A 23,583-nucleotide genomic window follows, 5' to 3' on the forward strand; every position below is an offset into this window, starting at 1 on the left:
GCACGTCCGCTGCCTTACACGAGATTGACAAAACGCCTTTCTTGTGATATATTTTTATATAGAGATAGAGCGTCGTGCTAGCACCGGCCGGCGGCTGAAGATAGCCACAATCGCATACGGGGAAGACGAGGATTCACACCAACAGAATATAGGATTAGGAGGTGTGGCGATATCGTTTGCCCCAAGAGAAGGACCTTCGCTCGGGGTGGAGAACCCTGGCGGCGAAGGTTTTTTTAGTCTCCAGACTCTTTATGGGACATCAATACTCTGTCAACTTCAAACCAATGCGAGATTAAAGAAATGAAAGCCAAAGCATTAGTAATCCTTACGACTATGGCCATCTGCCTTTCCTTTGTAGCTGCAGTTTCTCCACCTGCGGCAGGCCCGGTTTTGTCAGACACATGGTATACAAGTCCAGGCGATAGCGTTCAATACGCTATTGACACAGCAGGCCCCAGAGATAGCACTACGCCCAGCATACAGCTGGCGGTACTCCTGGATGGGTCGGGCTCTATGAGCTTAGCAGAGTGGAACACCCAGATAAACGGGCTGCACCTTGCTATCATTGACCCATATTGCATACCCGATCACTATGTGGAGCTTACGGTTATTCAATTCTCTGAGAACTTGGAAGGCGGTGCTCGTACGGAAATTGGTCCCATTGTCGTAACTTATATCAATCGCAATGATGTCGCTGCTGACGTCTCGAAGATCATCCACGCTGAAGGGACAACAACTATCGAAGCCGGTATAGACCTGGCCTTATATGAAATCCGCAACTCTACAAACTTCGCCTCTGCCGCAAAGCAGATCATTAACATAAGTAGCGACATTGGACTGTATGTAGTTAATTTCAATTTAACGAAGTGGGCACGTAATAACGCTATACTTTATGGAATTGATGAGATCAGCGCAGAGGGAATCGGAGATATCCGTCGACCAACGGACATAAATTGGTTACGGGACGAAATTGTATGGCCCCGACCTGGTACTATAGCCCCACCATTCACACCCGGGTGGGTGTATGATGTTGGACTTAATGCTGGCTTGTTCAAGGAAGCCATCTGCCATAAGATTTGGTTTACACTTGCTCCGATACCTACGCCTACACCCACGCCTACACCTACACCCACGCCTACTTCTACACCTACACCTACACCTACACCAACGCCAGGCTCTACTCCTACACCAACGCCAGGCTCTACACCTACACCAACAACTACGCCCACACCCACACCAACAACTACGCCCACACCCACACCAACCCCTGACTACCCTACGGTAAAATGCTTCATCGCCACCGCAGCCTATGGCACATCGAGCGCTGCGGAAATCGACACTCTCAGAGCGTTCAGGGATGAGGTGCTGCTGGAAAGCACACTCGGCTCTCAACTTGTGGAGTGGTACTACCAGACCAGCCCCCCGGTAGCGGACTTTATATCGGACCATGAGGGGTTAAGGACGTTGGTGAGGGAGTTCTTGGTTGATCCCGTTGCTTGGGTAGTCGAAGCAACGGGGTCTCTATGGCGAGATTGAAGCGCCAGCCTTCCACAGCCTGTATTTAGGTCTAGTATCTCTTGGGGTGGACAGCAACGTCCGCCCCTTCTTTTTAACCAACAGCCTGCTGTGGCCAGCAGTGAAGCACTTGCATAAATACTACTTGCGACAACCCATTTTAGCTACTATTTAGCTACGGAGCTTGCCAAGGGGGGGGCTTATGTCAAGCCATGTCTGTCTAGGATAGGATAGTAGCTGTGGAATTTTTAGGGGGGTCTATTATATCGCCTTCACACCTTAACCCTAAAGCCCAGCCGGGCGGATTATGTGGGACTACTCGAGAATGGGTTGCCCCCTACGTTATAGCCCACAGTGGTTAAGGAATCCTAACCTTTTTTAAATAGCCTGCGTTTGATTGCTTTGTTGCCTGTAGGGGATGGGCTTTTCACAGCCTCGTCGGTAGGGGACGGGCTTTTCACAGCCTCAATAGTTGACCTCCACATCTCTTGTGCGTTTGAATGTTGCCACCGGATCAGCGCAATAGCCAAATCTGGATTCTCCTTCGCCCACTCTACCTGTTTGGGCGCTGGCGTGGCATCTAACTGGATAAGCGTAGCTGCCATAGAAACATCCAATCTTCGTCTTTTACCGGAACCAGCCCTTGTAAACTGAGAGCAGTCGCACATTATGCAACTTCCCTGCCCTTCCTCAAAACAGTCCTCACCGCTCTTCGAAATATAGCCGGTATACTTTGCACGATGATCCGACTTGAAATGGTGACACTTGCATAATTCATCGTCAACCAGTTCGTCAGTCTGTTTTATCTCACCATCTGTCATCTACTCTGCTCCTTACGATGTTTTTATAGAACTTCCTTTTTATTGTGTATTCCCTAAGGTCTCTATCTGCGGCGGTCACACATTCGATTTTTTCGTTGATATTAAAAATTTCTCTCTTGCCGCCACTTTGTTATCCTCTTGCCCTTGTATGAAGATTATCCTGCTATACCTAAAAATGCAGCAAAACACCTCCCGATATTCATTCCACCCCTTCTTATGTTTTTTGCAGTGTCTTCAGCTTCTTATAGCTCCTCGCTTTTCTACCATCTGAATCCCTTATAGTGTCCAGCTTCATACCGAGTTTCTATATAACGCCCTTTGCCATTATATAGCCTTTCTTCCCTTAACAACCATGAAAATACCTCTAATATCTCTGTTTGTCAAGTAAAAACAATATGGATTAAATAAAATCTGGCGGTGATAGCGCCTTTGGCTTTAGTACGTGTGATATGAGAGAAGAGCTACCCGAGAATGGGTGGCCCCTTATCTTACCAGCATAACCGCACGTTCTAATTTTATAACGAAATCTCGCACGCCCATGGGTTCATGGCGACCAAATCATTTCAGCGGGAAAAAGATCCTGCCCAACAGCGGATTATCTATGGCTACCGCTCCCTCGGGACACGATTCCTGGCAGCAGTAACAGCGAATACAGCGGCCATATCTGTGCATGGGTGGCTTGGTTTTATCACCCTTATGCCAATCGACGGCTTTGGGATCCACAGGGCACATCTTAACGCATGTCCCGCAATTGGTACATTTTGTGGCATCGATAGCCGGTCTCGGGCATATCCGATTTTTTATAAACGTCTTCACACGCCCGCCGCTAGACCGGACAGGAGGAGTTCGAATCACCTCAAAATTCACATCGATGAACGACTCTATGTTTTCTCCAACTACTTCAATGTTTCCATGATAGTATACTCCGAGGCCTGCCCTTTCACCAGGTTTCGATGTTGGCACCGCTTCGGGGTCAAGATCAATAATTCTACAAGCTATAGAATCGATGGCGATCGGATCGCTGGAGAGCAGTAGAACGCCCAGATTCTTAGGCTTTCCGCTTCTTGGACCGTTGCCCTCCATGGCCATAATACCATCCATAATAGATAGACGGGGTCTTATTAGAGTATTTAAATCAACGAGCATAGTGGCAAAATCATACGGGTCAGGCAGCTTCACGTGATACTGGCTTTTCAAGAGACCAGGAATACATCCGAATTGATTCTTAACGGCCCCGGTAAATCGGGTAAGCGGATGTGTTTTCAGTTTCGGTAGACTTACGAGTCCGTCTGAATCCAAAACCCCATTAGCAATGACAAAGCTCTTGATTAATAATGCCTCCTTGTGACTAACAGACCTCCCGTTGTCAAAATCAGCTAGTCGGATCCCCAGTTGGTCTGCCTCCTGCTTCAAATTAGCCCTTTTCATATTCCATTCACATTTACCAAAGCTTGGAGAATCGCCATAGTACACTTTGGCACCGGCATTTTGAAGCAATCTCCCGGCAGCTTTGAACACAGACGGATGTGTGGTAACGCACTTTTGAGGATTTGTACCAACCAGCACGTTCGGCTTGAGTACGATTCTTTCCTCTGACCCTACAAAATTAGAGATTCCATCAAGAAGGTCAACCCCTGCCTTTAAGGCCTCGTATACTTGCTCCTCATCATATGTGTTGCACCTTACTAAAGCTACTCTTGATTTATTCATCATTCTTCATCCTAAATATACGTCGCCGTTGACAGTAAGTCTGGTTGCATCCCATAACTGGTGGAAATATATCTGAGACATATCCTAACCCTGTTCCTCATAGTAATCAACCCTCTTAGACAACCAGAGCTTCCTTCGGGAACCGCAATTTGCCTGGCTCCTGCTCCAATATCTTTAGCTGTTTCCTCTATCTAGGTAATATCATCAGCTCTCATACTGACTTTCTGCCACTTCAATCCCTCTTCCTCCTACTGCCTTGGGCATTGACAGGCCAGTACCCCAGGGGTATGCTCATTACCATACGAGAGCGTAAGTAGACAATGAAAATTGCACTTATAGTAATAATAGCTATCCTCCTAATCACTTTAATAACGGTTGCCGTAGTTGGTATCACAGGCGGGTTTAATACAGAAGCGACGGCTACACCTACACCCTCGCCTACCCCAGTGACCACCTATACTCCTACGCCTACCCCTACTCCCACGCTTACGCCTACTCCCACCCCTACCCCTACGCCTACCTCTACCTATACTCCTACGCCTACGCTTACGCCCACGCCTACACCTACTCCTATTCCCACTCCTACTCCCACCCCTAGCCCCACTCCTACGCCTACGCCTACTCCTACTCCTACCCCCACTCCCACGCCGACGCCTACTCCGCTGCCAATTATTCCGATGACGTGCACGGAGGCCAGGGATGCCATTCAGGATGCCCTTGGTGCTTACAATACCGAGTACGGTGAGTGGCCTACCGCTGACGGCCAGCCAGGAGACATAGAGTGGACAAAGCTTGTTCCCGACTTTATGGATGGTATCCCATCCAACGATAGCGAGTGCGATTGGTGGGTGAACAGCAACCCTGAGGGAGATGTCTGCCTGCAGAATATGTGCTGAGCTTGTTCTTGTGGCACGTTGTGCTCACAAAATTAAAACACCGGATAAAACTGATTTAGCAGGCGGGCTCTCACTCGAAGAGCGAAACCCTGTCTTTAAGGCTTTGTTTTGCCCCTTACCAGCACAACCTCACGCTGCAATCGTGTAACTACCTCATGAACCCCTACCATCTCCCCACACAACCAACCTCAATGCCACCTTGGCTACAAAAAGCATACCAGGCACCTTGTGACAGGCATACACGAGCATGATGTAACAGATTCCCACATTATGGTAAAATCAAAACGTCGGTTGTGCTTGAACTCTAGACCTATCAGATTCTGAGTGTTATCATGCGTATTCTAGCTCTGTGTCAGGGTCCTTATGGTAAGAGAATTGTCGAGCATACTAAGAAATCCAGGCCACAGGATTGCACAATCGAGGTTTTCAGTCCCCCAGGTCCATTGCGCCGATTCTATCATAAGGTAGAGAGAAGGAAGGGAGGTAAGGTAGCCAAGGTAGCTACTACGAGGAAGCTACTGTAGTGGATGTATCATATACTGAAAGACGGTAAGAGGTATAAAGAGGTAGAGAAGCTGGCTGAGTTTATAATTTGTGGTGAGCCCGCGAAAAGTCCTGGTCCTAATGACCTTTAGAATGATCGGGCAGCCTCGACCTGAACGACATAGTGTGGCGTTCTGCTACGAAGGGATGAGCAGGCAGATCCTGTCAGTTATTAACAAGGTCAGCGTTTTCAGGGATGGACTTTTTGCAACATTAAAAGGCAGGGCCAGCGTTAATATATACGTCGTTGACTGGAATTATTACAAATACATAATAAGAACGGGTATTTAAGTGGCTGATCATCGGCTTCTCGAAATTGAAACAAATGGAATGACCTTTCGTGGCAGGGGCGCTGGTCTGGACAATGTTTCCGGCGAGCCAGTCATTTTGCTGCATGGCTTTCCCGAGACTTCGATCATGTGGGTAGGCCCTATGGAACGTTTAGCGGATGAGGGATACCGTTGCTTTGCACCCGACCAGAGAGGTTACAGCCCCAATGCCCGTCCCGAGGGAATCGAAAAGTACACCTACCATGAGTTAACCTCTGATATTGTTGCTCTGGCTGATGCGCTCGGTTTTAAGCGTTTTCACCTCGTGGGACATGATTGGGGGTCTGCCATCGGGTGGATCCTACTATCTCTATATCCCGAGCGCGTGCATAGTTGGATTGCCATGTCTGTACCCCATATAGATGCGTTTAGGTCAGCACTTGCTGACGATCCCGACCAAAAGCAACGTAGCCAATATATGTCCTTCTTTAGATTGCCAGAGAAGCCAGAGAAAACTCTTACCGCGAATAATCTAGAACCATTGCGTGCAATCTGGTCATCAATACCGGAAGAACAAGTAGAAGAGTATATTACCGTCTTTACTCAGCCAGGTGCGCTCACTGCTGCACTCAACTGGTATCGTGCTAACTCCTTTATATTAGACCAGGGCTATCGAGGAGCAATGTTCGGGCCGGTCTGGTATCCAACACTACTGATCTGGGGCAACCAGGATACTGCAATCGGTCGTGTGGCAGTAGAACGGGCGGGGCAATACATGAAAGGTTCATACCGGCTTGTCGAGTTAAATGCCGGCCATTGGTTGATCCAGGAAGAACCCGAGCGCGTATATAGTGAAATCTTAATGCATCTTAAATCAAATCGCATAAAGCCTTAGGCTATTAAAAGAACTGACTGAGCAAGCATATCGCTGCACCATCGCCGTGCTTGCGTTAGGATTATCAATGGGCTGATACGACAAGGCGCCGAGGGAATTGTGCTCGGATGCACCGAACTCCCCTTGCTTCTTCGCCCCAGTGACGTAGATGTTCCGTTACTGGATACTACTCGGCTTCATGCGCAAGCAGCAGTAAATCTAGCACTCACTAAAAGATAGGGATTTACTCCTTTTGATAATTGGTTGCACTTGATCCTAGGAATCTAGAAACAAGGGCGTTTTGTTAGCTTGACTCCGGTTCACGGGGGTCGAAAGGGTGGAATGAAATGAAAGTCGTCGGTATTTGCGGTTCTCCCAGAAAAGGCAACACAGAGTGGATGCTCAGAAAGCTATTGGAAGGGGCTGCCAGAGATGGGGTAGACTCTGAGCTGATTTTGCTCAGGGAGAAGGACATCAGAACGTGCGATGGCTGCTTAAGCTGCGAAGCGGGGGGGGGACAACGGAAGGTGATCTGTAGGATTCAGGATGACATGCAGGAGATTTACCCCAAGCTGGTTGAGGCCGATGGGCTAGCCCTTGGCACGCCGGTCTATTTTGAAATGCTTTCCGGCCTGCTCAAGAATTTTATAGACAGAACTTGTCCTATCTGGCCAAGGCTAGAGTTAAAGCCGATAGTCGGCATAGCAGTGGCAGAAGAAAGCATTGGAAAGGCGGTCGAGAACCTGAGGACCTACTCCTCTGTCTGTGGCATGAGATGGGTCGGCGATGTCACAGCTTTAGCTAAAACCCCTGAGCAGATATCCAAAGATATGGATGTCGAGAGGCGACTTGAGCGCTTGGGGAGAAGGCTTTTCCTGACCCTGCGGGTCTGAGAATGCACCATTGTCCATGCCAAGGCCGAACAGGGGGGATGGTATAGTATGGTGCCCAGAAGTAGAGAATACCGTTCAAGACTAATAGTAGGCGCTGACGGAGTGAACAGCATAGTGCGCAGGACGATTATCGGCCCTATACCGAAAGAAAACGTGGCTGCCTGTGTTGGCTACTTCGCAGGTGACACTCCAGTGTAACCTAACGTACCCCCGTCCTCCGCCAGGTTGATGAAATTGTCAATCAGGAATTAATCCCCGCTTCGATTTTGCACAGCACCAAGACCTGCGCCCGCCTATTCCATAGTATTATGTAGGAATAGTTAGCTTTTGTGAGGATAAGATAGATTGACAGGCTTTATACACTGTGGTATAAACTCGATTGCAGGCCCCGTGCGCAAAATAAAAGCGTAGGGGGTTAGTGCCGTTTTAATTTCAAACCAAGAAGCAGGGAGGGGAGCGACTTGACAGTTGTGAATAAGTATACCATCGCGACGCTCTCATCGTTGCCTTCGGTTAATGCTGAAAGGGGGTGAAAAAGTGAAAGCAAAGATAGTATATGTGGCATTAGCACTCGTGCTAGCCTTCTCGCTGGCGGCGGTGATAGTGCCGGCTAGTCCTGCGCAGGCAGCTACTTTATGTGTTAATCCAAGTGGGACGGGTGGTTGTTACAGTTCCATTCAGGCTGCAATCGATGCTGCTAATCCTGCAGGTGGCGATACAATCGTCGTAGCAGCGGGGACATATAATGAGAATGTAATCGTCAGCGTAGCGAACCTGACCCTACGAGGTGCCAATGAAGGAAAATCTGCTGGCGCCAATCCTGAAACCAGAGGGTCCGAGTCGATCATCATCGGAGGTATTACGATTCAATTCAACGATGTGGTTATCGATGGTTTTCGGATCGATAGTACTGGATCTTCAGGCATCTATATCAATGGTGGTACCAGTGGGCACACTATCTCCAACAACGTAGTATATGGACCCGGGATTGGCGTTAACGCACGTGGTATCGAATTCAGTTCCAGCACATCCAACATCGTTGTCAGCGATAACGAGTTCACAAACTGGATGAGTGGTATTTACGTGGGTCCGTCCAGCAACAACGACCTTGAGGTTACAGGTAATGACTTCCACGACAACCTTGTCGGTATTGGTTCAGATGGATTGAACAATGTGAGCATCCAGAACAACGACTTCAGCGGCAACACGGCGGAAGGATTTGGGTGTTCGAACGTTGGCACCAATGTCCAGGCACACAACAATAACTTCTATCTCAGCAATAACGCTGGGATTAACAACTACTTCAGCGACCCCTCCGCTCAAATAATCGATGCCACGGACAACTGGTGGGGACATGCCACAGGACCTTATGATGGCTCAGATGACATAGGTGGCTGGTACAACCCCCTTGGTCAGGGCGTCCCAGTCAGCGACAAGGTGAAGTACGAGCCATACCGAGTCGAAGAAGTTGATGGCGGGGGTGGCTGCTTCATCGCCACCGCTGCCTACGGCACAGCGAGCGCTGCGGAAATCGACGTGTTGCGGGCCTTCAGGGATGAGGTGCTGCTGGAAAGCACAGTGGGCTCTCAACTCGTGGATTTCTATTATGAGGTTAGCCCTCCAGTGGCGGATTTCATATCAGAGAATGATGTGTTAAGGACTTTGGTCAGGGAGCTCCTGGTTGACCCCATTGCTTCGTTAGTGGAAGCCACGGAGACTCTCTGGCAAGATTAAAGCACCAGCCAAGCGAATTATGGGGGGCTACCCGAGACGGGTGGCCCCTTTGTTATATAGCCTTTGGCATTGAAAGATTATTTCCACAGGAGTATCCTTGCCACATGAAACTCGATTTCGACTCCACCTACGTGTAGAAATAGGGAAATGATTAGTCAAAATGTATTTCAAGCCGATTGATGAAATGTCTTTACGCCATCTATTCTCTTCTCCTTGGGGAGAAAAGACATTGAAAATGTCGTATTGATGAGGGGGATCCAGGTATGAAGCTGATTTTTATTCATGGCTCAGGCGGCTGCAAGGAAGCCTGGCACTACCAGACGAGTCACTTTCCCGCTGCCGATGTTATCGATCTCCCCGGCCACCCCGAGGGCGAGCCGCGCACCAGCGTTGAGGGCTATGTGGAGTGGCTGCGGGGATACATTCAGGATTTTGGCTATAGCGATGTCGTGCTGGCAGGCCACTCGCTGGGCAGTGCCATAGCTCAGCTTTATGCCCTGAAATATCCTGAAGATTTGAAGGGGCTCATTCTCATCGGCAGCGGCGCCAGGCTCCGCGTCCATCCCCTGTACCTCAAGATGCTGGAGAAGGCTAAAGACGAACCCGGTATGCTCGAGGCTTTCTTCGAAATGTCACAGGGGCCTATCAACCCTGAACTCATGGAGGTGCTCCGGAGGAGGGCTCTGGAGAATGGCCCTGCCGTTTTCCTCAACGATATGCTCTGCTGCGACAAGTTCGACATCATGGATCGGGTTCATGACATCAGGCTGCCGACCCTGGCTCTGTGTGGCAGCGAGGACACAATGACCCCACCGAAATACACCAAATACCTCGCCGATAAGATCGGGGGAGCCAGGGAGGTAATTATCGACGGGGGCACCCATATGGTCTTTGCTGAAAAGCCCAGAGAGGTCAATCAGGCTATCGATAACTTCCTGAGTAGCCTTTGAGAAATGATTTAGGTCTGGCTATCAAACCAAAGGCATCCGAGTTCTGGAGGATAGCACGGTTCTGAGTAACACATCTCCCGGCATTGGGGAGCTAGATGACAACCATACAAAGCCCCTGCGTTTCAGGTGGGACTTTATCCTATAAGCTTTGTTAATTGACCTAACCAACTATCCGCGCTTCCCCGATAAGTATCCAAAAAGATCGCCCCCCCAAGGATCCCCCCATATTCCCTATTCCAACATCCTTATCTCGACCTACATTCTCTCTATATGATGGCTACTACTATCGCCGGGGTGGGATTTATGCAGGATGGGTAAGGTTGGCCCTGAAAGTCTCTCGGCAGAGACGGAGAGTTAGGAGGTTGACAGAGTGCAACCCGACAGGGTATAACCAATTCTGCCAACTGGCAAGAAAAGGGAGACATGGAAGCGGAGAGAATTAAGGGCAAGAATCCATATAATATCTGCACCTGGGACGAAGGTGCAGATTGCGCCAACTGCATCAATCATAATGTATTGCACTGCAAATGGGACAGGAAAGCTCTAACCAGATTTCTCATCCTCGCCCTAATCTTCATGATCATGGCCTTTTTCGGGCTGACAGTCACCGCAATCTTGACCGGGGCGTGGTGGCCGCTGATAGCATACGGGGTATTCTATGTCGTTTTCTTCCTGTTCTTTGAAATACGAATACTCTGCTGCCACTGCCCCTTTTATGGCGAAGGAGGCAAGATCCTGCATTGCATCGGTAATCACGGAGCGCCCAAGATATGGCATTACCGTCCCCAACCAATGAACCAGTTCGAAAGGGTAAGCCTGATAATAGGTTTCATCTTCTTCGGCGGATTCCCCATCGCGGTTGAAGGCTGCGGCATCGGGTTCATAACCTACAACTACGGAGAGTACGGTCAGCTCGCCCTCCTGGGAATGATCGGGGTCGTGCTGGCAACTTTATTGACATTGATCGCCTTCGGCTCGATTCTGATACTTTTCGTGTGTCCCAGCTGCATAAATTTCTCCTGCCCCCTTAACAGGACCCCCAGAGAGAATATAGATGAATACCTCAACCGGAATCCCTTCCTGAAGAAGGCATGGGAGGAAAATGGGCCAAGGGGGGCTTGACAGGACAGTATATTGTGGTGTATAAGTTAGTCTCATAAATTGCCATGAAAGGAGGAAAGTTATGGCAGAGAGTGTCTACAAGATCATTACACTGGTGGGGACAAGCCCCGAGTCATGGGAGAAGGCTGCCGCCAATGCAGTGGCTACGGCTGCAAAGTCCCTGCGCGACCTTCGTATCGCCGAGATCGACGAGCTTGATATGCAGATCGAGAACGGCAAGGTGACCAGCTACCGTGCCAAGGTAAGGATCTCCTTCAAGTACCAGGGCGGCGACTAAGCTGTTCCACCGGCGGTAAAGCCGCAGAGCCAGACACCATCACCACTGATGGAAAAAGGCCCTGAACAGGTAGTTTTGCCCATTGCTACCCGCCGAGGCAAAAAGAAAAGAGGGGACAATTACAATCCCCTCTTCCTTTATGTTGCCCTGCTTAACTTCGGGTCTGCAGCCTGACCTTGGCGTAGCACTCGTTGCAATACACCGGTCTTCCCTGTCGGGGCTCGAAGGGTACCTTCGTGTCTTTACCACACTCGGCGCATGTAGCAGAATGCATTTCCCTCTGCCTCTGATAGCCATAGCCATCCCCATCGCGCTGTTGTCTCCTGGCCGATCGGCATTCAGGACAACGCTTGGGCTCATTGGTAAATCCCCTGGAAGCAAATAGCTCCTGTTCATCTGCGCTAAAAGTGAAACTGACGCCACAATCCGCGCATTCGAGGGTCTTCTCTACGTAGTCCATGGACAACCTCCTTTCCTTTATGACTTGGTCTCAGCTTGGTCATCCATGGCCCTGGGGAACTCGCGAGGAATCACACAGGTTGGGAAAAACCTACTTTGAACCAGATGTTTCAGCATATCATAAAATTGAACATTCTGTCAAGTTGTTGCTGTGCGATGTCCAGGACATACTATACACTTTTCATTCTATGGATGCAGTGAGTATATTGATTTTCCTAAACATGTAATGTATCATCAAACCCACAATACAAATGGGAGGTGACAGGATGTACAAGAGAATACTTGTTCCACTTGACGGTTCGTATTTGGCTGAGATCGCCTTACCCTACGCGGAAGAGATCGCATGCTACCTAAATTCTGATGTGACTCTCATACGTGTTGCTGAGTCAGAAGATGATACCTACGACCACATGCATCGAGTATATATAGATAAAATGGTTGAGGTTACTAGACAGAATCTCCAGAAATTTCACGAGAAAATAGGGGGGGAACCGATTAATGTGAACTCAGTCTTTTTAGCAGGCAATGTCGCTGAAGAGATTGTGGACTATGCTGAGAATCAACAGAGTGGTTTAATCATAATGGCTACTCACGGTCGTTCTGGTATAAGACGCTGGTTATTGGGAAGCGTGGCATCCAAGGTAGTGAGTGCGACAGAACAACCTGTATTGCTTATCAGGGCTAAGAAAAAGGATGCTATCCCCAAAGGGCACAAGAAGCGCCTCATAAAGAAGATACTGGTGCCATTGGATGGATCAAAGGTGAGTGAAGCAGTTATTCCCTATATAATGGAGCTAGCATCAAGGCTTAAAGCAGAAGTAACCTTCTTTCACGTGATTGCGCCGGTCTACTTCTTTTACAGCATTCCAGGAGAAGCTGTAAATCGGTCCTATAGCCCAGAGGATATGATCAATTTAATGACGAGGAATGAGACGTATTTGGATACGGTGGGAGTAGAATTTAAGGACAAAGGAATAAAGACGAAGTCTAAGGTTGTAGTTGGGGTTCCAGCTGATGAAATTATCAGGACAGCTGATGAAACACGGGCAGATGTCGTTGCCATGTCAACGCATGGTTATTCCGGCATCAATCGTTGGACATTGGGAAGCACTGCAGATAAAGTTCTCCATGCAGGGAACACTCCACTCCTACTGGTGAGGCCACACTAAAACTTAAATAGAATCTGGGTCAACAAATTAGAGCTAAGGAGTAAAGGGTTGATGAATGATATAAAATGCCACGAGCTACTTTTTCCTCGCATGACTGTAGGGGTAATGGGGTCAGCTGGCGGAACGCTGCCGGATGAAGTACGGCAGTCGTTGCGTCACCTTGGTGCCGAAATAGCCAGAAGGGGTTACGTCCTCGTGACCGGGGCCTGCCCTGGATTGCCGCACGAAGCTGTTAAGGGTGCCAAAGCAGAAGGAGGGGTTGTGGTAGGGGTTTCTCCTGCCCTGAACTTGGAAGAGCATGTAATCAAGTATTATTCGCCTACCTTCGGCTATGATGCCATCATTTACACGGGAAGTGGCCTCATGGGGCGGGAAATAGATAATATTAGAAGCTGTGATGTAGTCATCTTTGCCGGGGGTCGCTCCGGGACGCTGGGGGAGTTTGCCATCGCCTACGATGAGGGAAAAGTCATTGGGATTATGGAAAGCACGGGAGGAATAACGAAGCACTTAAGGAATATAGTCGCAATGGTTAAGAAGGACACCGGAGCGATCATATGCTCCGATAGTGATCCCGAGCGTCTCTTAGACCAACTGGAGAACGTTTACAAGGAACAAATTTTTCCACGATACTTGAAAATCATGAATGGTCATGACCCTGATGGCCTGCTTGAGCCTAGCCCTGCCGGTCTTATTTGAAGTAATTACTTGGTGACCACCGAGTTACGTGAGAATGGACTGTGCAAACATTATTACTGATGAACTACTAATCACGTCTTTTGAGTTATGCATAACAAGCTACATTTTCTAGGCGCGGCACAAAATGTTACTGGCTCGCGGTATCTAATCAAGGCCAACAACGTCAGGTTTCTGGTAGACTGCGGGCTTTACCAGGAGAGGAAGTACATATATAGAAACTGGGACCCGTTTCCTATTCCTCCAAACACCCTCGATGCTGTGCTTCTTACCCACGCTCACCTCGACCATTGCGGCCTTTTACCCAAGCTGGTACGCGAAGGATTTCGCGGTCGTATTGTCAGTACAGCTGCAACTGCCGACATTACTCAAATCATGCTTATGGATTCTGCAAAGATCCAAGAAGAAGATGCAGAGCACAAGATAAAAAGGCATGAGCGAGAGAGAAGAAAAGGTCTCTATCCGGAGGTACCGCTTTACACACCGGCTGATGCGAAGGCTTGTTGCTCTCTTCTCTCTCCGGTTCGTTACGGTGAGCCCGTACTTATAGGTAACAGTGTTTCTGCTACTTTCCACGATGCTGGCCACGTCCTAGGATCATCGATGATATTGGTCAATATAGGCCAAAATGGAGAAAAGAGAAGTGTACTATTCTCCGGAGACGTTGGGCGTTGGAATAAACCTATACTCCGAGATCCGACACTATTTAACGAAGCTGACTATGTACTTATTGAATCCACCTACGGCGACAGATTACACGAGGACTCTGAGAGCGTAACCAATCAGTTGGCGGAGGTTATTAACTCGACCGTACAAGCCCGAGGGAATATAGTAGTCCCTAGTTTCGCTCTCGAGCGGTCTCAGGAAGTTCTCTACTACCTGAATAAACTGCTTATGGAGAGGCGTATACCTCATCTAATGGTTTTCCTCGATAGCCCAATGGCTGTGGGCATCACGGATATCTTCGAAAAACATCCTGAATTATATGACAGTGATATGCTGGAATTAATCCGAAAGGGAAGTTCACCGTTCGACTTCCCCGGTCTCACAATGGTTAGGGAGACAGATCAGTCAAAGGCGATAAACAACATAACTGGAAGTACAATGATAATAGCTGGCTCTGGCATGTGCACTGGAGGCAGGGTAAAGCATCACCTTGTGACAAACATCTCACGGCCAGAGTGCACGATTCTGTTTATTGGGTATCAAGCTATAGGAACTCTGGGAAGACTTATCGTAGACGGTGCTCGGAAAGTTAGGATATTGGGAAAGGAATACCCGATTAGAGCGAAAATAGCTCAGATAAACGGTTTCTCTGCCCACGCTGACAGGGACGAACTGTTCCAGTGGTTGTCGAGTTTAAATAGGCCGCCTACGCAAATATTCGTTGTCCATGGCGAGCCAGAAACGGCGTTGCAGTTTGCTGATTTTCTCACGGAAAGAACTGGATGGAATATATCAGTCCCAGAGTACGGGAATGAGTCAATTCTAGACTAGTATGTAGCACGGGAATACGTTTCCAAGTTCGAGATTGTGACACCATGATCAGAAGTAAAGGAGTCTGAGTTTTGTATCTACAGAGGGTCTAAAACGCGATATCGACACCTCAACTCGTGGAGAATCAAGAGGATTCCACTTCAGGAACCCCCGTTTTCGAGCATAACTGGGCAAAATGGCAGGAGCAACAAAATGTCAAGTTGTTGCTGTGCAGTGTCCAGGACATACTATACACTTTGCATTCCATGTATACAGTGAGTATATTAAGAGAGACTGCTGAAATAGTCTCAATCAACCCCCTAATCCCCCAATCTTGGGGGACTTTTTAAAGCTGCCCCGATACATCGGGGAGACCCCCGGCAGGAAGTATCCTGCACCTCTTTTTTAGCGGTCTCTAAGAATACCCTGGAGTCACTGGGGATTAACCGAGACCAAATGGAGTGGAAGAAGTATGAGACCTGGACCCCGTATAAAAGTCGCTGGACAGTCTAGAAGCTTCGCCTTAACATCCGGTTGTGTTATCATTATTACGCTTATCTGGCTGCCACTCTTATGGTGCTACCTGCTATCATTATGGAAACTGTCATGGCTGGAAGAGAAGGTTCGATAGCGTTTCAAACGGGGGAAATCGGGGGCATGAAGCTCAAGAACCGCCTGGTGCGCTCCGCGACCTTCGAAGCCATGGCCACCGATGATGGCAAGGTCACGAACGCTCAGGTGGAACTCTACCGTACCCTGGCCGAAGGTGGCGTGGGCCTCATAATCACCGGGCATGCGGCTGTGCATCTTGGCTGGTCAGCCGGGCGGCACATGACCCGAATATCAGATGATTCTTTCATACCTTTGGTCAGGAAGATTGCCAGAGCTGTGCACGAAGTCGGCAACAACTGCAGGGTCGTTCTACAATTAACTCAGTTTGGAAGGCAATGCGGAATACAATGCCTCAAACCCCTGGTGGAACCAGTCGCGCCATCAGCGGTCTACGATACGCTATTCAAGCGCACGCCGAGGGAGCTTACTTCGGAGGAGATAGACGAGATTATCGAGTGCTTTTCCCAGGCAATACTGAGAGCCAGGCAGGCTGAGTTCGACGGCGTGCAACTGCACGCTGCCCATGGCTACCTCTTATCCTCTTTCCTATCACCACATACCAACCGGAGGGAGGACGAATACGGCGGAAGCACTCAAGGGCACGCCATGATTATGAAAGAGATATATGAGCGCGCTACCCGAAAGGTCGGGGATGACTTCCCCATACTGGTCAAGATAAATAGCGATGACCTTTTCCCCGGGGGAATCGACGCAAATGAGGCGACGAGAATAGCAGAAGAACTTGCCAGGATAGGGTACACGGCCATAGAGGTCAGCGGTGGAACCTGGGAAGCCATTACCAGAAGCAAAGAGGAACTGGGGTGGAAGCCCGTACTGCTTCCCGAGTCGAAGGTTGGTATAAAAACCAAGGAACAGGAGGCTTATTTCTGGGAAGCCGCCAAAAGGATTAAGAAAAAGGTAGCTATCCCGATCATCCTTGTAGGAGGGATTAAGTCTATCGACAAAATCGAGGAAATATTAAAAGAGGGCAGTGTGGACTTCTGCTCAATGGCGAGGTCTCTGATTAGAGAGCCGGATCTGCCCAATCGCTGGCTCCAGGGAATGGGGAGCGAGACAGCTAAATGCAAGTCATGCAACGCTTGCATCCCGATAGACGAGCCCTTGAAATGCAAAGGTAATTGAACTTAGAAGGGACATAAGAGCATAACCTTGAATTGAACATGCTGTCAAGTTGTTGCTGTGCGGTGTCCGGGACATACTATACACTTTTCATTATATGGATACAGTGAGTATATTGATTTTTCTAAACATGTAATGTATCATCAAGCCCACAATACAAATAGGAGGTGACAGGATGTACAAGAGGATGCTCGTTCCATTGGACGGTTCAGAGCTAGCCGAACTGGTCTTCGGTTACGCAAAAGAACTTGCGGGGAGGTTAGATCTAGATTTAATTCTGCTTCATGTCTCTGGATCCAGTGAACACGACTTGCTCCCAATACATCGAGCCTATATCGAGCGGGCAGCTGAGATTCTGAGGCGTCAGTCAGCAGAGGTTCAGGAAAAGACAAGAAGTAAACCCGGGGGTAAAGCAGTAGAAGCACAAGGTGAATTAGTGGTGGGCCACCCTGCTGAAGAGATTCTTCGTTATGCCGGTGAGAATAATATCGACCTGATACTCATGGCGACCCATGGTCGGTCCGGGGTTAAGCGCTGGGCTTTGGGGAGCGTAGCTGACAAGGTGCTCCGCGCATCAAAGGTACCTGTTTGGCTTGTCAGAGCCGGTATCCCGGGAGAAGTCGTCCACGACAAATGGCCAAGGAGAACGCTGCTGGTTCCCCTTGATGGCTCAAAGCTCGCTGAATCTGTACTCCCCCATGTTGAAGCGCTGGCAAAACAGCGGGGTACAGAGTTGGTGGATGTGGTTCTGCTCCGAGTTTGTGAACTTCCCGTTATTTCGGCTGATTACCCAGAGGCGATCATGGAATTGAGCTGGGAAGAGCATGTGGAGCAGGAAAAGGCATGGCATAAGCGGGCAGCTGAGAGGTACCTGGCTGAAGTTGAGAAGCGGCTTAGTGATGCTGGCCTAAAGGTACGGTCAGAAATATTACTGGGAAGACCAATCGATGAAATCATTGAGTACGCGAATAAAAATCCGTTCAATCTCATTGTTCTATCAACCCACGGGCGCACTGGAGTAATACGGTGGGCTTATGGCCAAGTTGCTGATAAGGTACTGCAAAGAAGCACCAGCCCCATATTCCTGGTAAGGCCACACTAAAACCCAAATACAATCTGGGTCAGGCCTAAGATAGGGGTTGCGTGTGTTACGTTGTACATTCAATTCCGAGGAGCTCATCGCTGCACATGTAGAAATAATGCGGGGAAGGCAAAGTCATATGGCATCAAATTCTCCCAGGATTGGTTTAGAGAAATATAAAACAAGAGATAGAAAACCTGATTCCAGGATGGCCGGTGGAGTGAGAGAGATAAGATGAGTAGAGGGATGCTTGACGATTCTGATTGGGAAAAAGTTGACCAGAAAATCCCTGATTTAGATAATCTTCAAGACATGACAAATATTTGCTTTCCCGATTCTTTATCCATAGCTTTCTCGCACCAAAGCAATGTTCCTATAGCGTCAGTTTGCTTACGAGAAGCGGCAGACACCCTCTTAGACGCTCGATATGCGCTAAGAGAAATCTTTGCCCATAGGATATGGTACTTGGAGAAGACGAAGCCGCCAGACAATATATCCGCAAATTCCTTCGGACTATACTACGCAGATGATGCGGTATTGCGGCTATATTCAGCCGGAGAGCACCTTGCAAGCGGAATCATTATGATGCTGGATATTACTGACGAAGACTTGAAGCCCTTTAAGCGTAAAGGAAAGCAAGGGAATGAGAAAAGCAGCAAGCAAATATATGTTGGACACTATCTCCGCGATAAAATGAAGGATCACCCAATCACAAAAGCAATAATTAAGCTTGCAGACTCAAAAGATTGGGAAAAGACACGAAATCACAGGGATAAGTGGGTACACGAGCAACCACCTACAGTAAAAGAGCTGGGAAGATTTTACGAGCGATTGATAAGATGGGAATCTTCACCGACAGGAAAAGGCTATACACTCCGTGGTGGCAGAGATGAACCGGAATACTCTATTGATGAGATTTTAGGATTTATACAATCGGCCATGTTTAAGTTTACGGATACATTGACCTTTGTCTTTAATTTCTATATAGACTTGCTCAGGTCTAGGGGATTAAACTTAACATTCGACAAAACTTCCAGCACCATAGGCGTAAAGATATTCTAGCAACCAACATTGTCTTAGCGGATGCTATCGGATATTATGCACATGGGTAATTCTTAAAAAGAAACTTTAAGCCTTGAAAATAAATGTTCCAAATGCGAGTTTGAAAAATAAAAACAGTCTTTATAGCCACCGCCGCTGCGGGACAGTAACCGGGCTGTGGAGTACGCTGAGAATATAGCCGATTCCGTTAAGAATGGCAGTAAAATATATAAGGATGAATGTATGGAACTCGGAGAATTAGAGGTAAGTCTTGACAGTTCGGCTTCGGCTGAGGATGTAGCTGCCGTCAGAGAAGCGTTCAATGATGCCGGGTTAATGGCCACAGTGCGTCCTTCATTCGAACGCAAAGGTATTGGTGATTTTCCGTGGATTGTGCTGTTCACAGCTCCGCTCACAGCTTTCCTTATGGCATTTGCTGCCGCAGCCGGCAAGGATTCTTACGAGGGACTGAAGAAGCTCGTACACACAATATGGGCCAAACGCACAAAAACCTCTGGCCCGTCAGGTAGTTTCACCATCATAGATAGTACATCGGGAGTCTGGGTATTGCTCGACCCAGGTATCACTGACGATGCCTATAGTGCTCTTACCAAGCTTGATTTGGATTCACTGCAGGGACCAGGCGTTCTTAAGTACGATAAGGACGAGAAGCGATGGATACAATTGCCTTGATTGGTCGCTCTGGCAGCTTAAATCACTTGTGAATATAACACGCCCATTTGTCTTGTTAATCACTACTGCACGTTCCGTCAGTTTGTGTAGCTGTCTGCCTCCATCTTCCAATCCGCCTGACCATTGCCAAAACTGCTGCTCTCTGAAGAAGGAATGTACATCGACGGCTCCAAGGCAAAGAGGGATCTGGGGTAGGAACCGAAGGTTTCGTTAGAGGAGGTTACCGGGTTCTATGTCAAGCAGCGAAGGTCGCAGGGTAAGAGATAATCCGGTGATCACTATCCATTTATGCGGTCTGATTGGAGAGGAAGCGGTAATCAGTCTACTAAAAGGTCTTTAGCTCGACCGTTATTCCTTCCCCCTCTACCGCCAAGATTCCTGCAGAGGCGGGTGTTTTAAAGGATGGATAGGCCTGCCCTGGGTTGAGGAAAACCACGCTCCCTATCGTCTCATGGCTGACATCGTGGGTGTGGCCGAAGAGGATGATGTCCACCGCTTCGAACTCCCTGGCAATATCCCCCTCGATCCCCCAGGGCGGGCCACCCCAGAGCTGGTGGATAACCCCGACTCGCTTCGCGCCGACCTTAAAAACCGTCTTATCGGGAAGCTCATCTCGAATCTCCTTTGGGTCCATATTGCCGCATACGCCGATGAAACTTTTCGCCAGTTGGCGCAATTCCTTGAGCAACGCTATGCTGATATAGTCCCCGCAATGAACAACCAGGTCAGCCGCGGCCAGCTCCGCCAGCAGCTCTCGAGGCATCACGTCAATGCTCCTGGCGTGGGTATCGGAGATCACTACAATCCTGTTTTTCACTGATTTGCCAGTTCCACTATGGTGGCGCCATTACCACCCTCTTCCAGCCCGGCAGGCCTGAATGATTTGACCATGGGGCTGCTCCCCAGCTCCTCACGCACAGCATGACGAAGCGTCCCCGTTCCCTTGCCATGGATCACCCTTACCCAGGGCATACCGGCGATGAAGGCATCGTTGAGATAGCGGTCGAGCCTCCATAGCGCCTCATCCACGGTTAGGCGGCGAAGGTGAATCTCCTCCGCTGGCGCGCTTGGAAGTTCCTTTGACGGGCGGTCTTGCCTACTCAAGGTTTACCTTTCACCATCATTATAGCAGCAGTTAAGGAGTCATGCTACGAAAATACAGGTTGTGGCGACTTCAGGATTACCTTATAACCTGGGCGTCCGATTCGATAAATGGCTCTCCGGATGGTCACTATGCTATCGCCCTGTTCAAAGAAATTAATTCAAAACTTATATTAGAAGTGATGAACAAACTCCACTACCGTTCAACACATCCCCATTTTTATCCCCGGTGGTGCCGCTGGCAAGCTACATGCTGGATTGCCAGCGAATCTACACGGTGGTATACTTTATGCTATTCAGAAAGGGTTCAAAACGCTCAATCGGGAAGGGCCTATGGTCGCTGTCCTGACCATTGGTGGAGGATTTTTCGCCCCTTTTCATTACCAGTCATCCCAAACGGAGTGAGGTGACACAATTGCTCAGGTTAGATGGTCGTTCCAACGACGAGCTTCGCCCTATTAGGATCATACCCGGCTTTCAACCCCATGCCGAAGGGTCTGCGCTCATTGAGCTGGGGCAGACAAAGGTGATCTGCGCCGTAACCGTAAAGGATCGTGTTCCCGCCTTTCTCAGGGGGGAGCGAAGAGGCTGGATCACCGCCGAGTACGCCATGCTCCCGCGTTCCACCAACACCAGGACGCCGCGGGAGGAGAGTCGCTCAGGTGGAAGAACACACGAGATTCAGCGTCTCATCGGGCGCTCCCTGAGAGCAGTGGTCGATCTCGATACCCTCGGCGAGCGGACGCTCCTCTTTGACTGTGACGTGCTCCAGGCCGATGGAGGCACCAGGACGGCGGCGATCACAGGCTCCTATGTGGCCCTGGTTCAAACCCTGAATACCCTGCTAGCAAAGGGACTCATACCTTCCCTCCCCATAAGAAGTGCGGTGGCGGCAACCAGCGTGGGTATCGTGGGCGGGGAACAGCTCCTCGACCTCTGCTATGATGAGGACTCCTGGGCTGAGGTTGACTTCAATGTGGTAATGACCGGCAAGGGGACATTTGTGGAGATTCAGGGGACTGCTGAAGCGAGTCCCTTCTCCAAAGAGGCCATCGACGCCCTGCTCGCCCTGGCTCAAGGGGGCATGGCGAAGCTTTTCCAGGCTCAGAAAGATGCGCTGGATATCCTGAAGGGCTAGGATGAAAATGCCCCATCACGCGTTATTCGGTCTGCTGGTCTTAGACCTCTCCCAGAATATCTCCGGCCCATACTCTACCAAACTGCTCGCCGATTACGGGGCAGAGGTAATCAAGATAGAAAAGCCACCCCTCGGCGACACAGGCCGCAGGGTGGGACCCTTCCACAGCGACCATCCTGACATTGAGAAAAGCGGGCTTTTTCTATTTCTTAACACCAGCAAGAAAGGCATTACCCTTAACCTGGATTGTGAAAGTGGCCTTCAGATATTCAGGATGCTGGTAGAGAGGGCGGATATACTGGTGGAGAACTTTCGTCCCGGGGTGATGGCCAGCATGGGGCTCGATTATGATAAGCTGGCGGAGATAAACCCCGAGCTGATAATGACCTCCATATCCTGTTTTGGGCAGTGGGGACCATATCGGGAGTGGGATGGCTCGGATATTGTAGCCCAGGCAATGGGCGGATTGATGGGGCTTACCGGGGAGGCTGACGGCACGCCGCTGAAGCTCCCCCTATCTCAGGCGGAGTATCAGGCAGGGCTCAATGCAGCGGTGGCAACCCTCTGCGCCCTCTATTTTCGAGACGAGACCCGTAAGGGGCAACACATCGATGTCTCCCTTCAGGAGGCGGTCGCCTCCATCCTCGAAGCCTCGGTAACCATGTATAGCTACAGCGGCTTCGTCAGGGGGCGCACTGGCTCGCGCCACCACCTTCAGTGCCCTTCAAGGGTGATGCCCACCAGGGATGGCTATATCCATGTTCAGGCGGGGGCAAACTGGGACCATTTCTCCACCTTTCTGGATACCCCTCAGCTCATGCAGCCCCGTTTCGCATCTCCCCTGCGCTACCAATATGCCGATGAGGTCGAGAGCTTGATACAGCCCTGGATTGAAAACCGTGATAAACGGGAGATCTTCACTACTGCACAGGAGTGGCGGATTCCCTTCGCTCCGGTGCTCGGGATCGATGAGCTGATGGGGGACCCTCAATATGAAGCAAGGGGCTTCTTTCACGAAATAGGACACCCCCAGGCCGGTACCCTTACCTACCCGGGAGCCCCCTTCAGGATGAGCGAGACCCCCGCCGAGGTGCGGCGGGCGCCGCTCCTCGGTGAGCATAACGATGAGGTTTATAGTGAGGCATTGGGCTTAAGCCAGGACCACCTTATAGAGCTGAAGGAGCAAGGGGTTATCTAGGGAGAAGGGGAGTTATCGTCACTTAATCGAAGATAAGAAAGCAAGTCACAGGAAGAACAATGCTAACTAAGTATCAAAAATCCGATATTCTAATAGTCGAGATTTACAACTGGATACCGATCCTTCGCCTTGTCGCAGGTGACCCGCCTTGGCGAGTGAGAAGTCTCGAACCTAT

General features: G+C 49.5%; 23 protein-coding genes. 18 read left to right on the forward strand and 5 right to left on the reverse strand.

All coding sequences use genetic code 11. From position 1 onward, the window contains the following. The first annotated feature begins 390 nt into the window (after positions 1 to 390). Complete coding sequence (locus VMX96_10785; protein HUU64378.1) at positions 391 to 1,536, forward strand: CFI-box-CTERM domain-containing protein; 1,146 nt, start codon at positions 391 to 393, stop codon at positions 1,534 to 1,536. A 347-nt stretch (positions 1,537 to 1,883) separates the two neighbouring features. Here VMX96_10785 and VMX96_10790 read toward each other — a convergent pair whose 3' ends face one another. Both VMX96_10790 and VMX96_10795 read right to left on the reverse strand, forming a co-directional pair. Beyond that, positions 1,884 to 2,336, reverse strand: coding sequence for a hypothetical protein (locus VMX96_10790; GenBank protein ID HUU64379.1), 453 nt, complete (start codon positions 2,334 to 2,336; stop codon positions 1,884 to 1,886). A gap of 558 nt (positions 2,337 to 2,894) precedes the next feature. After that, a complete protein-coding gene (locus VMX96_10795) occupies positions 2,895 to 4,049 on the reverse strand; it encodes a DUF362 domain-containing protein (protein HUU64380.1) in 1,155 nt (384 codons plus the stop codon). 317 nt (positions 4,050 to 4,366) lie between these two features. Between VMX96_10795 and VMX96_10800 the strand changes: the two genes are divergently transcribed. The 8 genes from VMX96_10800 to VMX96_10835 all read left to right on the forward strand — a co-directional run bounded on the left by VMX96_10800 (position 4,367) and on the right by VMX96_10835 (position 11,604). Then, positions 4,367 to 4,942, forward strand: coding sequence for a hypothetical protein (locus VMX96_10800; protein HUU64381.1), 576 nt, complete (start codon positions 4,367 to 4,369; stop codon positions 4,940 to 4,942). 834 nt (positions 4,943 to 5,776) lie between these two features. Next, on the forward strand, positions 5,777 to 6,649 hold the full coding sequence (locus tag VMX96_10805) for an alpha/beta hydrolase (GenBank protein HUU64382.1): 873 nt from the start codon (positions 5,777 to 5,779) through the stop codon (positions 6,647 to 6,649). 33 nt (positions 6,650 to 6,682) lie between these two features. Next, a complete protein-coding gene (locus VMX96_10810) occupies positions 6,683 to 6,868 on the forward strand; it encodes an aspartate/glutamate racemase family protein (GenBank protein ID HUU64383.1) in 186 nt (61 codons plus the stop codon). A gap of 107 nt (positions 6,869 to 6,975) precedes the next feature. After that, the gene (locus VMX96_10815) at positions 6,976 to 7,521 is read left to right on the forward strand and encodes a flavodoxin family protein (GenBank protein HUU64384.1); all 546 of its coding nucleotides are present in this window, start codon (positions 6,976 to 6,978) and stop codon (positions 7,519 to 7,521) included. 537 nt (positions 7,522 to 8,058) lie between these two features. Further along, a complete protein-coding gene (locus VMX96_10820; protein ID HUU64385.1) occupies positions 8,059 to 9,255 on the forward strand; it encodes a CFI-box-CTERM domain-containing protein in 1,197 nt (398 codons plus the stop codon). Between the two features lie 263 nt (positions 9,256 to 9,518). Beyond that, entirely contained in the window at positions 9,519 to 10,205 is a 687-nt protein-coding gene (locus VMX96_10825) for an alpha/beta hydrolase (protein HUU64386.1), read from the forward strand. Positions 10,206 to 10,628: 423 nt separating this feature from the next. After that, positions 10,629 to 11,327 carry a hypothetical protein gene (locus VMX96_10830; protein ID HUU64387.1) on the forward strand — a complete coding sequence of 233 codons (699 nt, stop codon included), beginning with the start codon at positions 10,629 to 10,631 and terminating at the stop codon, positions 11,325 to 11,327. 61 nt (positions 11,328 to 11,388) lie between these two features. Next, positions 11,389 to 11,604 (forward strand): dodecin family protein, encoded by a 216-nt coding sequence (locus tag VMX96_10835; protein HUU64388.1) that lies wholly within the window; start codon positions 11,389 to 11,391, stop codon positions 11,602 to 11,604. Between the two features lie 151 nt (positions 11,605 to 11,755). Here the strand turns inward: VMX96_10835 and VMX96_10840 are convergent, their stop codons facing one another. Further along, on the reverse strand, positions 11,756 to 12,064 hold the full coding sequence (locus tag VMX96_10840) for a CxxC-x17-CxxC domain-containing protein (protein ID HUU64389.1): 309 nt from the start codon (positions 12,062 to 12,064) through the stop codon (positions 11,756 to 11,758). A 265-nt stretch (positions 12,065 to 12,329) separates the two neighbouring features. Between VMX96_10840 and VMX96_10845 the strand changes: the two genes are divergently transcribed. The 7 genes from VMX96_10845 to VMX96_10875 all read left to right on the forward strand — a co-directional run bounded on the left by VMX96_10845 (position 12,330) and on the right by VMX96_10875 (position 19,971). Further along, the gene (locus VMX96_10845; protein HUU64390.1) at positions 12,330 to 13,232 is read left to right on the forward strand and encodes a universal stress protein; all 903 of its coding nucleotides are present in this window, start codon (positions 12,330 to 12,332) and stop codon (positions 13,230 to 13,232) included. Between the two features lie 51 nt (positions 13,233 to 13,283). Continuing rightward, positions 13,284 to 13,931: a hypothetical protein gene (locus VMX96_10850; protein ID HUU64391.1), complete on the forward strand. Its 648-nt coding sequence runs from the start codon at positions 13,284 to 13,286 to the stop codon at positions 13,929 to 13,931. 87 nt (positions 13,932 to 14,018) lie between these two features. Further along, positions 14,019 to 15,425, forward strand: a complete 1,407-nt coding sequence (locus VMX96_10855) for an MBL fold metallo-hydrolase (GenBank protein ID HUU64392.1) — start codon at positions 14,019 to 14,021, stop codon at positions 15,423 to 15,425. 585 nt (positions 15,426 to 16,010) lie between these two features. Then, complete coding sequence (locus VMX96_10860; protein HUU64393.1) at positions 16,011 to 17,159, forward strand: NADH:flavin oxidoreductase; 1,149 nt, start codon at positions 16,011 to 16,013, stop codon at positions 17,157 to 17,159. Positions 17,160 to 17,331: 172 nt separating this feature from the next. Next, positions 17,332 to 18,258 carry a universal stress protein gene (locus tag VMX96_10865; protein ID HUU64394.1) on the forward strand — a complete coding sequence of 309 codons (927 nt, stop codon included), beginning with the start codon at positions 17,332 to 17,334 and terminating at the stop codon, positions 18,256 to 18,258. Between the two features lie 213 nt (positions 18,259 to 18,471). Continuing rightward, entirely contained in the window at positions 18,472 to 19,299 is an 828-nt protein-coding gene (locus tag VMX96_10870; GenBank protein HUU64395.1) for a hypothetical protein, read from the forward strand. Positions 19,300 to 19,521: 222 nt separating this feature from the next. Then, positions 19,522 to 19,971 carry a hypothetical protein gene (locus VMX96_10875; protein ID HUU64396.1) on the forward strand — a complete coding sequence of 150 codons (450 nt, stop codon included), beginning with the start codon at positions 19,522 to 19,524 and terminating at the stop codon, positions 19,969 to 19,971. Positions 19,972 to 20,296: 325 nt separating this feature from the next. Here the strand turns inward: VMX96_10875 and VMX96_10880 are convergent, their stop codons facing one another. Both VMX96_10880 and VMX96_10885 read right to left on the reverse strand, forming a co-directional pair. Beyond that, positions 20,297 to 20,788: a YfcE family phosphodiesterase gene (locus tag VMX96_10880; GenBank protein ID HUU64397.1), complete on the reverse strand. Its 492-nt coding sequence runs from the start codon at positions 20,786 to 20,788 to the stop codon at positions 20,297 to 20,299. Further along, complete coding sequence (locus tag VMX96_10885) at positions 20,785 to 21,075, reverse strand: Smr/MutS family protein (GenBank protein HUU64398.1); 291 nt, start codon at positions 21,073 to 21,075, stop codon at positions 20,785 to 20,787. Before VMX96_10885 ends, VMX96_10880 begins: the two co-directional genes overlap by 4 nt. A gap of 412 nt (positions 21,076 to 21,487) precedes the next feature. Here VMX96_10885 and rph point away from each other — a divergent pair, with 412 nt between their 5' ends. Both rph and VMX96_10895 read left to right on the forward strand, forming a co-directional pair. Continuing rightward, complete coding sequence (gene rph, locus VMX96_10890) at positions 21,488 to 22,210, forward strand: ribonuclease PH (GenBank protein HUU64399.1); 723 nt, start codon at positions 21,488 to 21,490, stop codon at positions 22,208 to 22,210. Position 22,211: 1 nt separating this feature from the next. Then, positions 22,212 to 23,408 carry a CoA transferase gene (locus tag VMX96_10895; GenBank protein HUU64400.1) on the forward strand — a complete coding sequence of 399 codons (1,197 nt, stop codon included), beginning with the start codon at positions 22,212 to 22,214 and terminating at the stop codon, positions 23,406 to 23,408. The last annotated feature ends 175 nt before the right edge of the window (positions 23,409 to 23,583 follow it).

Source organism: Dehalococcoidia bacterium, from assembly GCA_035528575.1.
Taxonomy (GTDB): Bacteria; Chloroflexota; Dehalococcoidia; order E44-bin15; family E44-bin15; genus DATKYK01.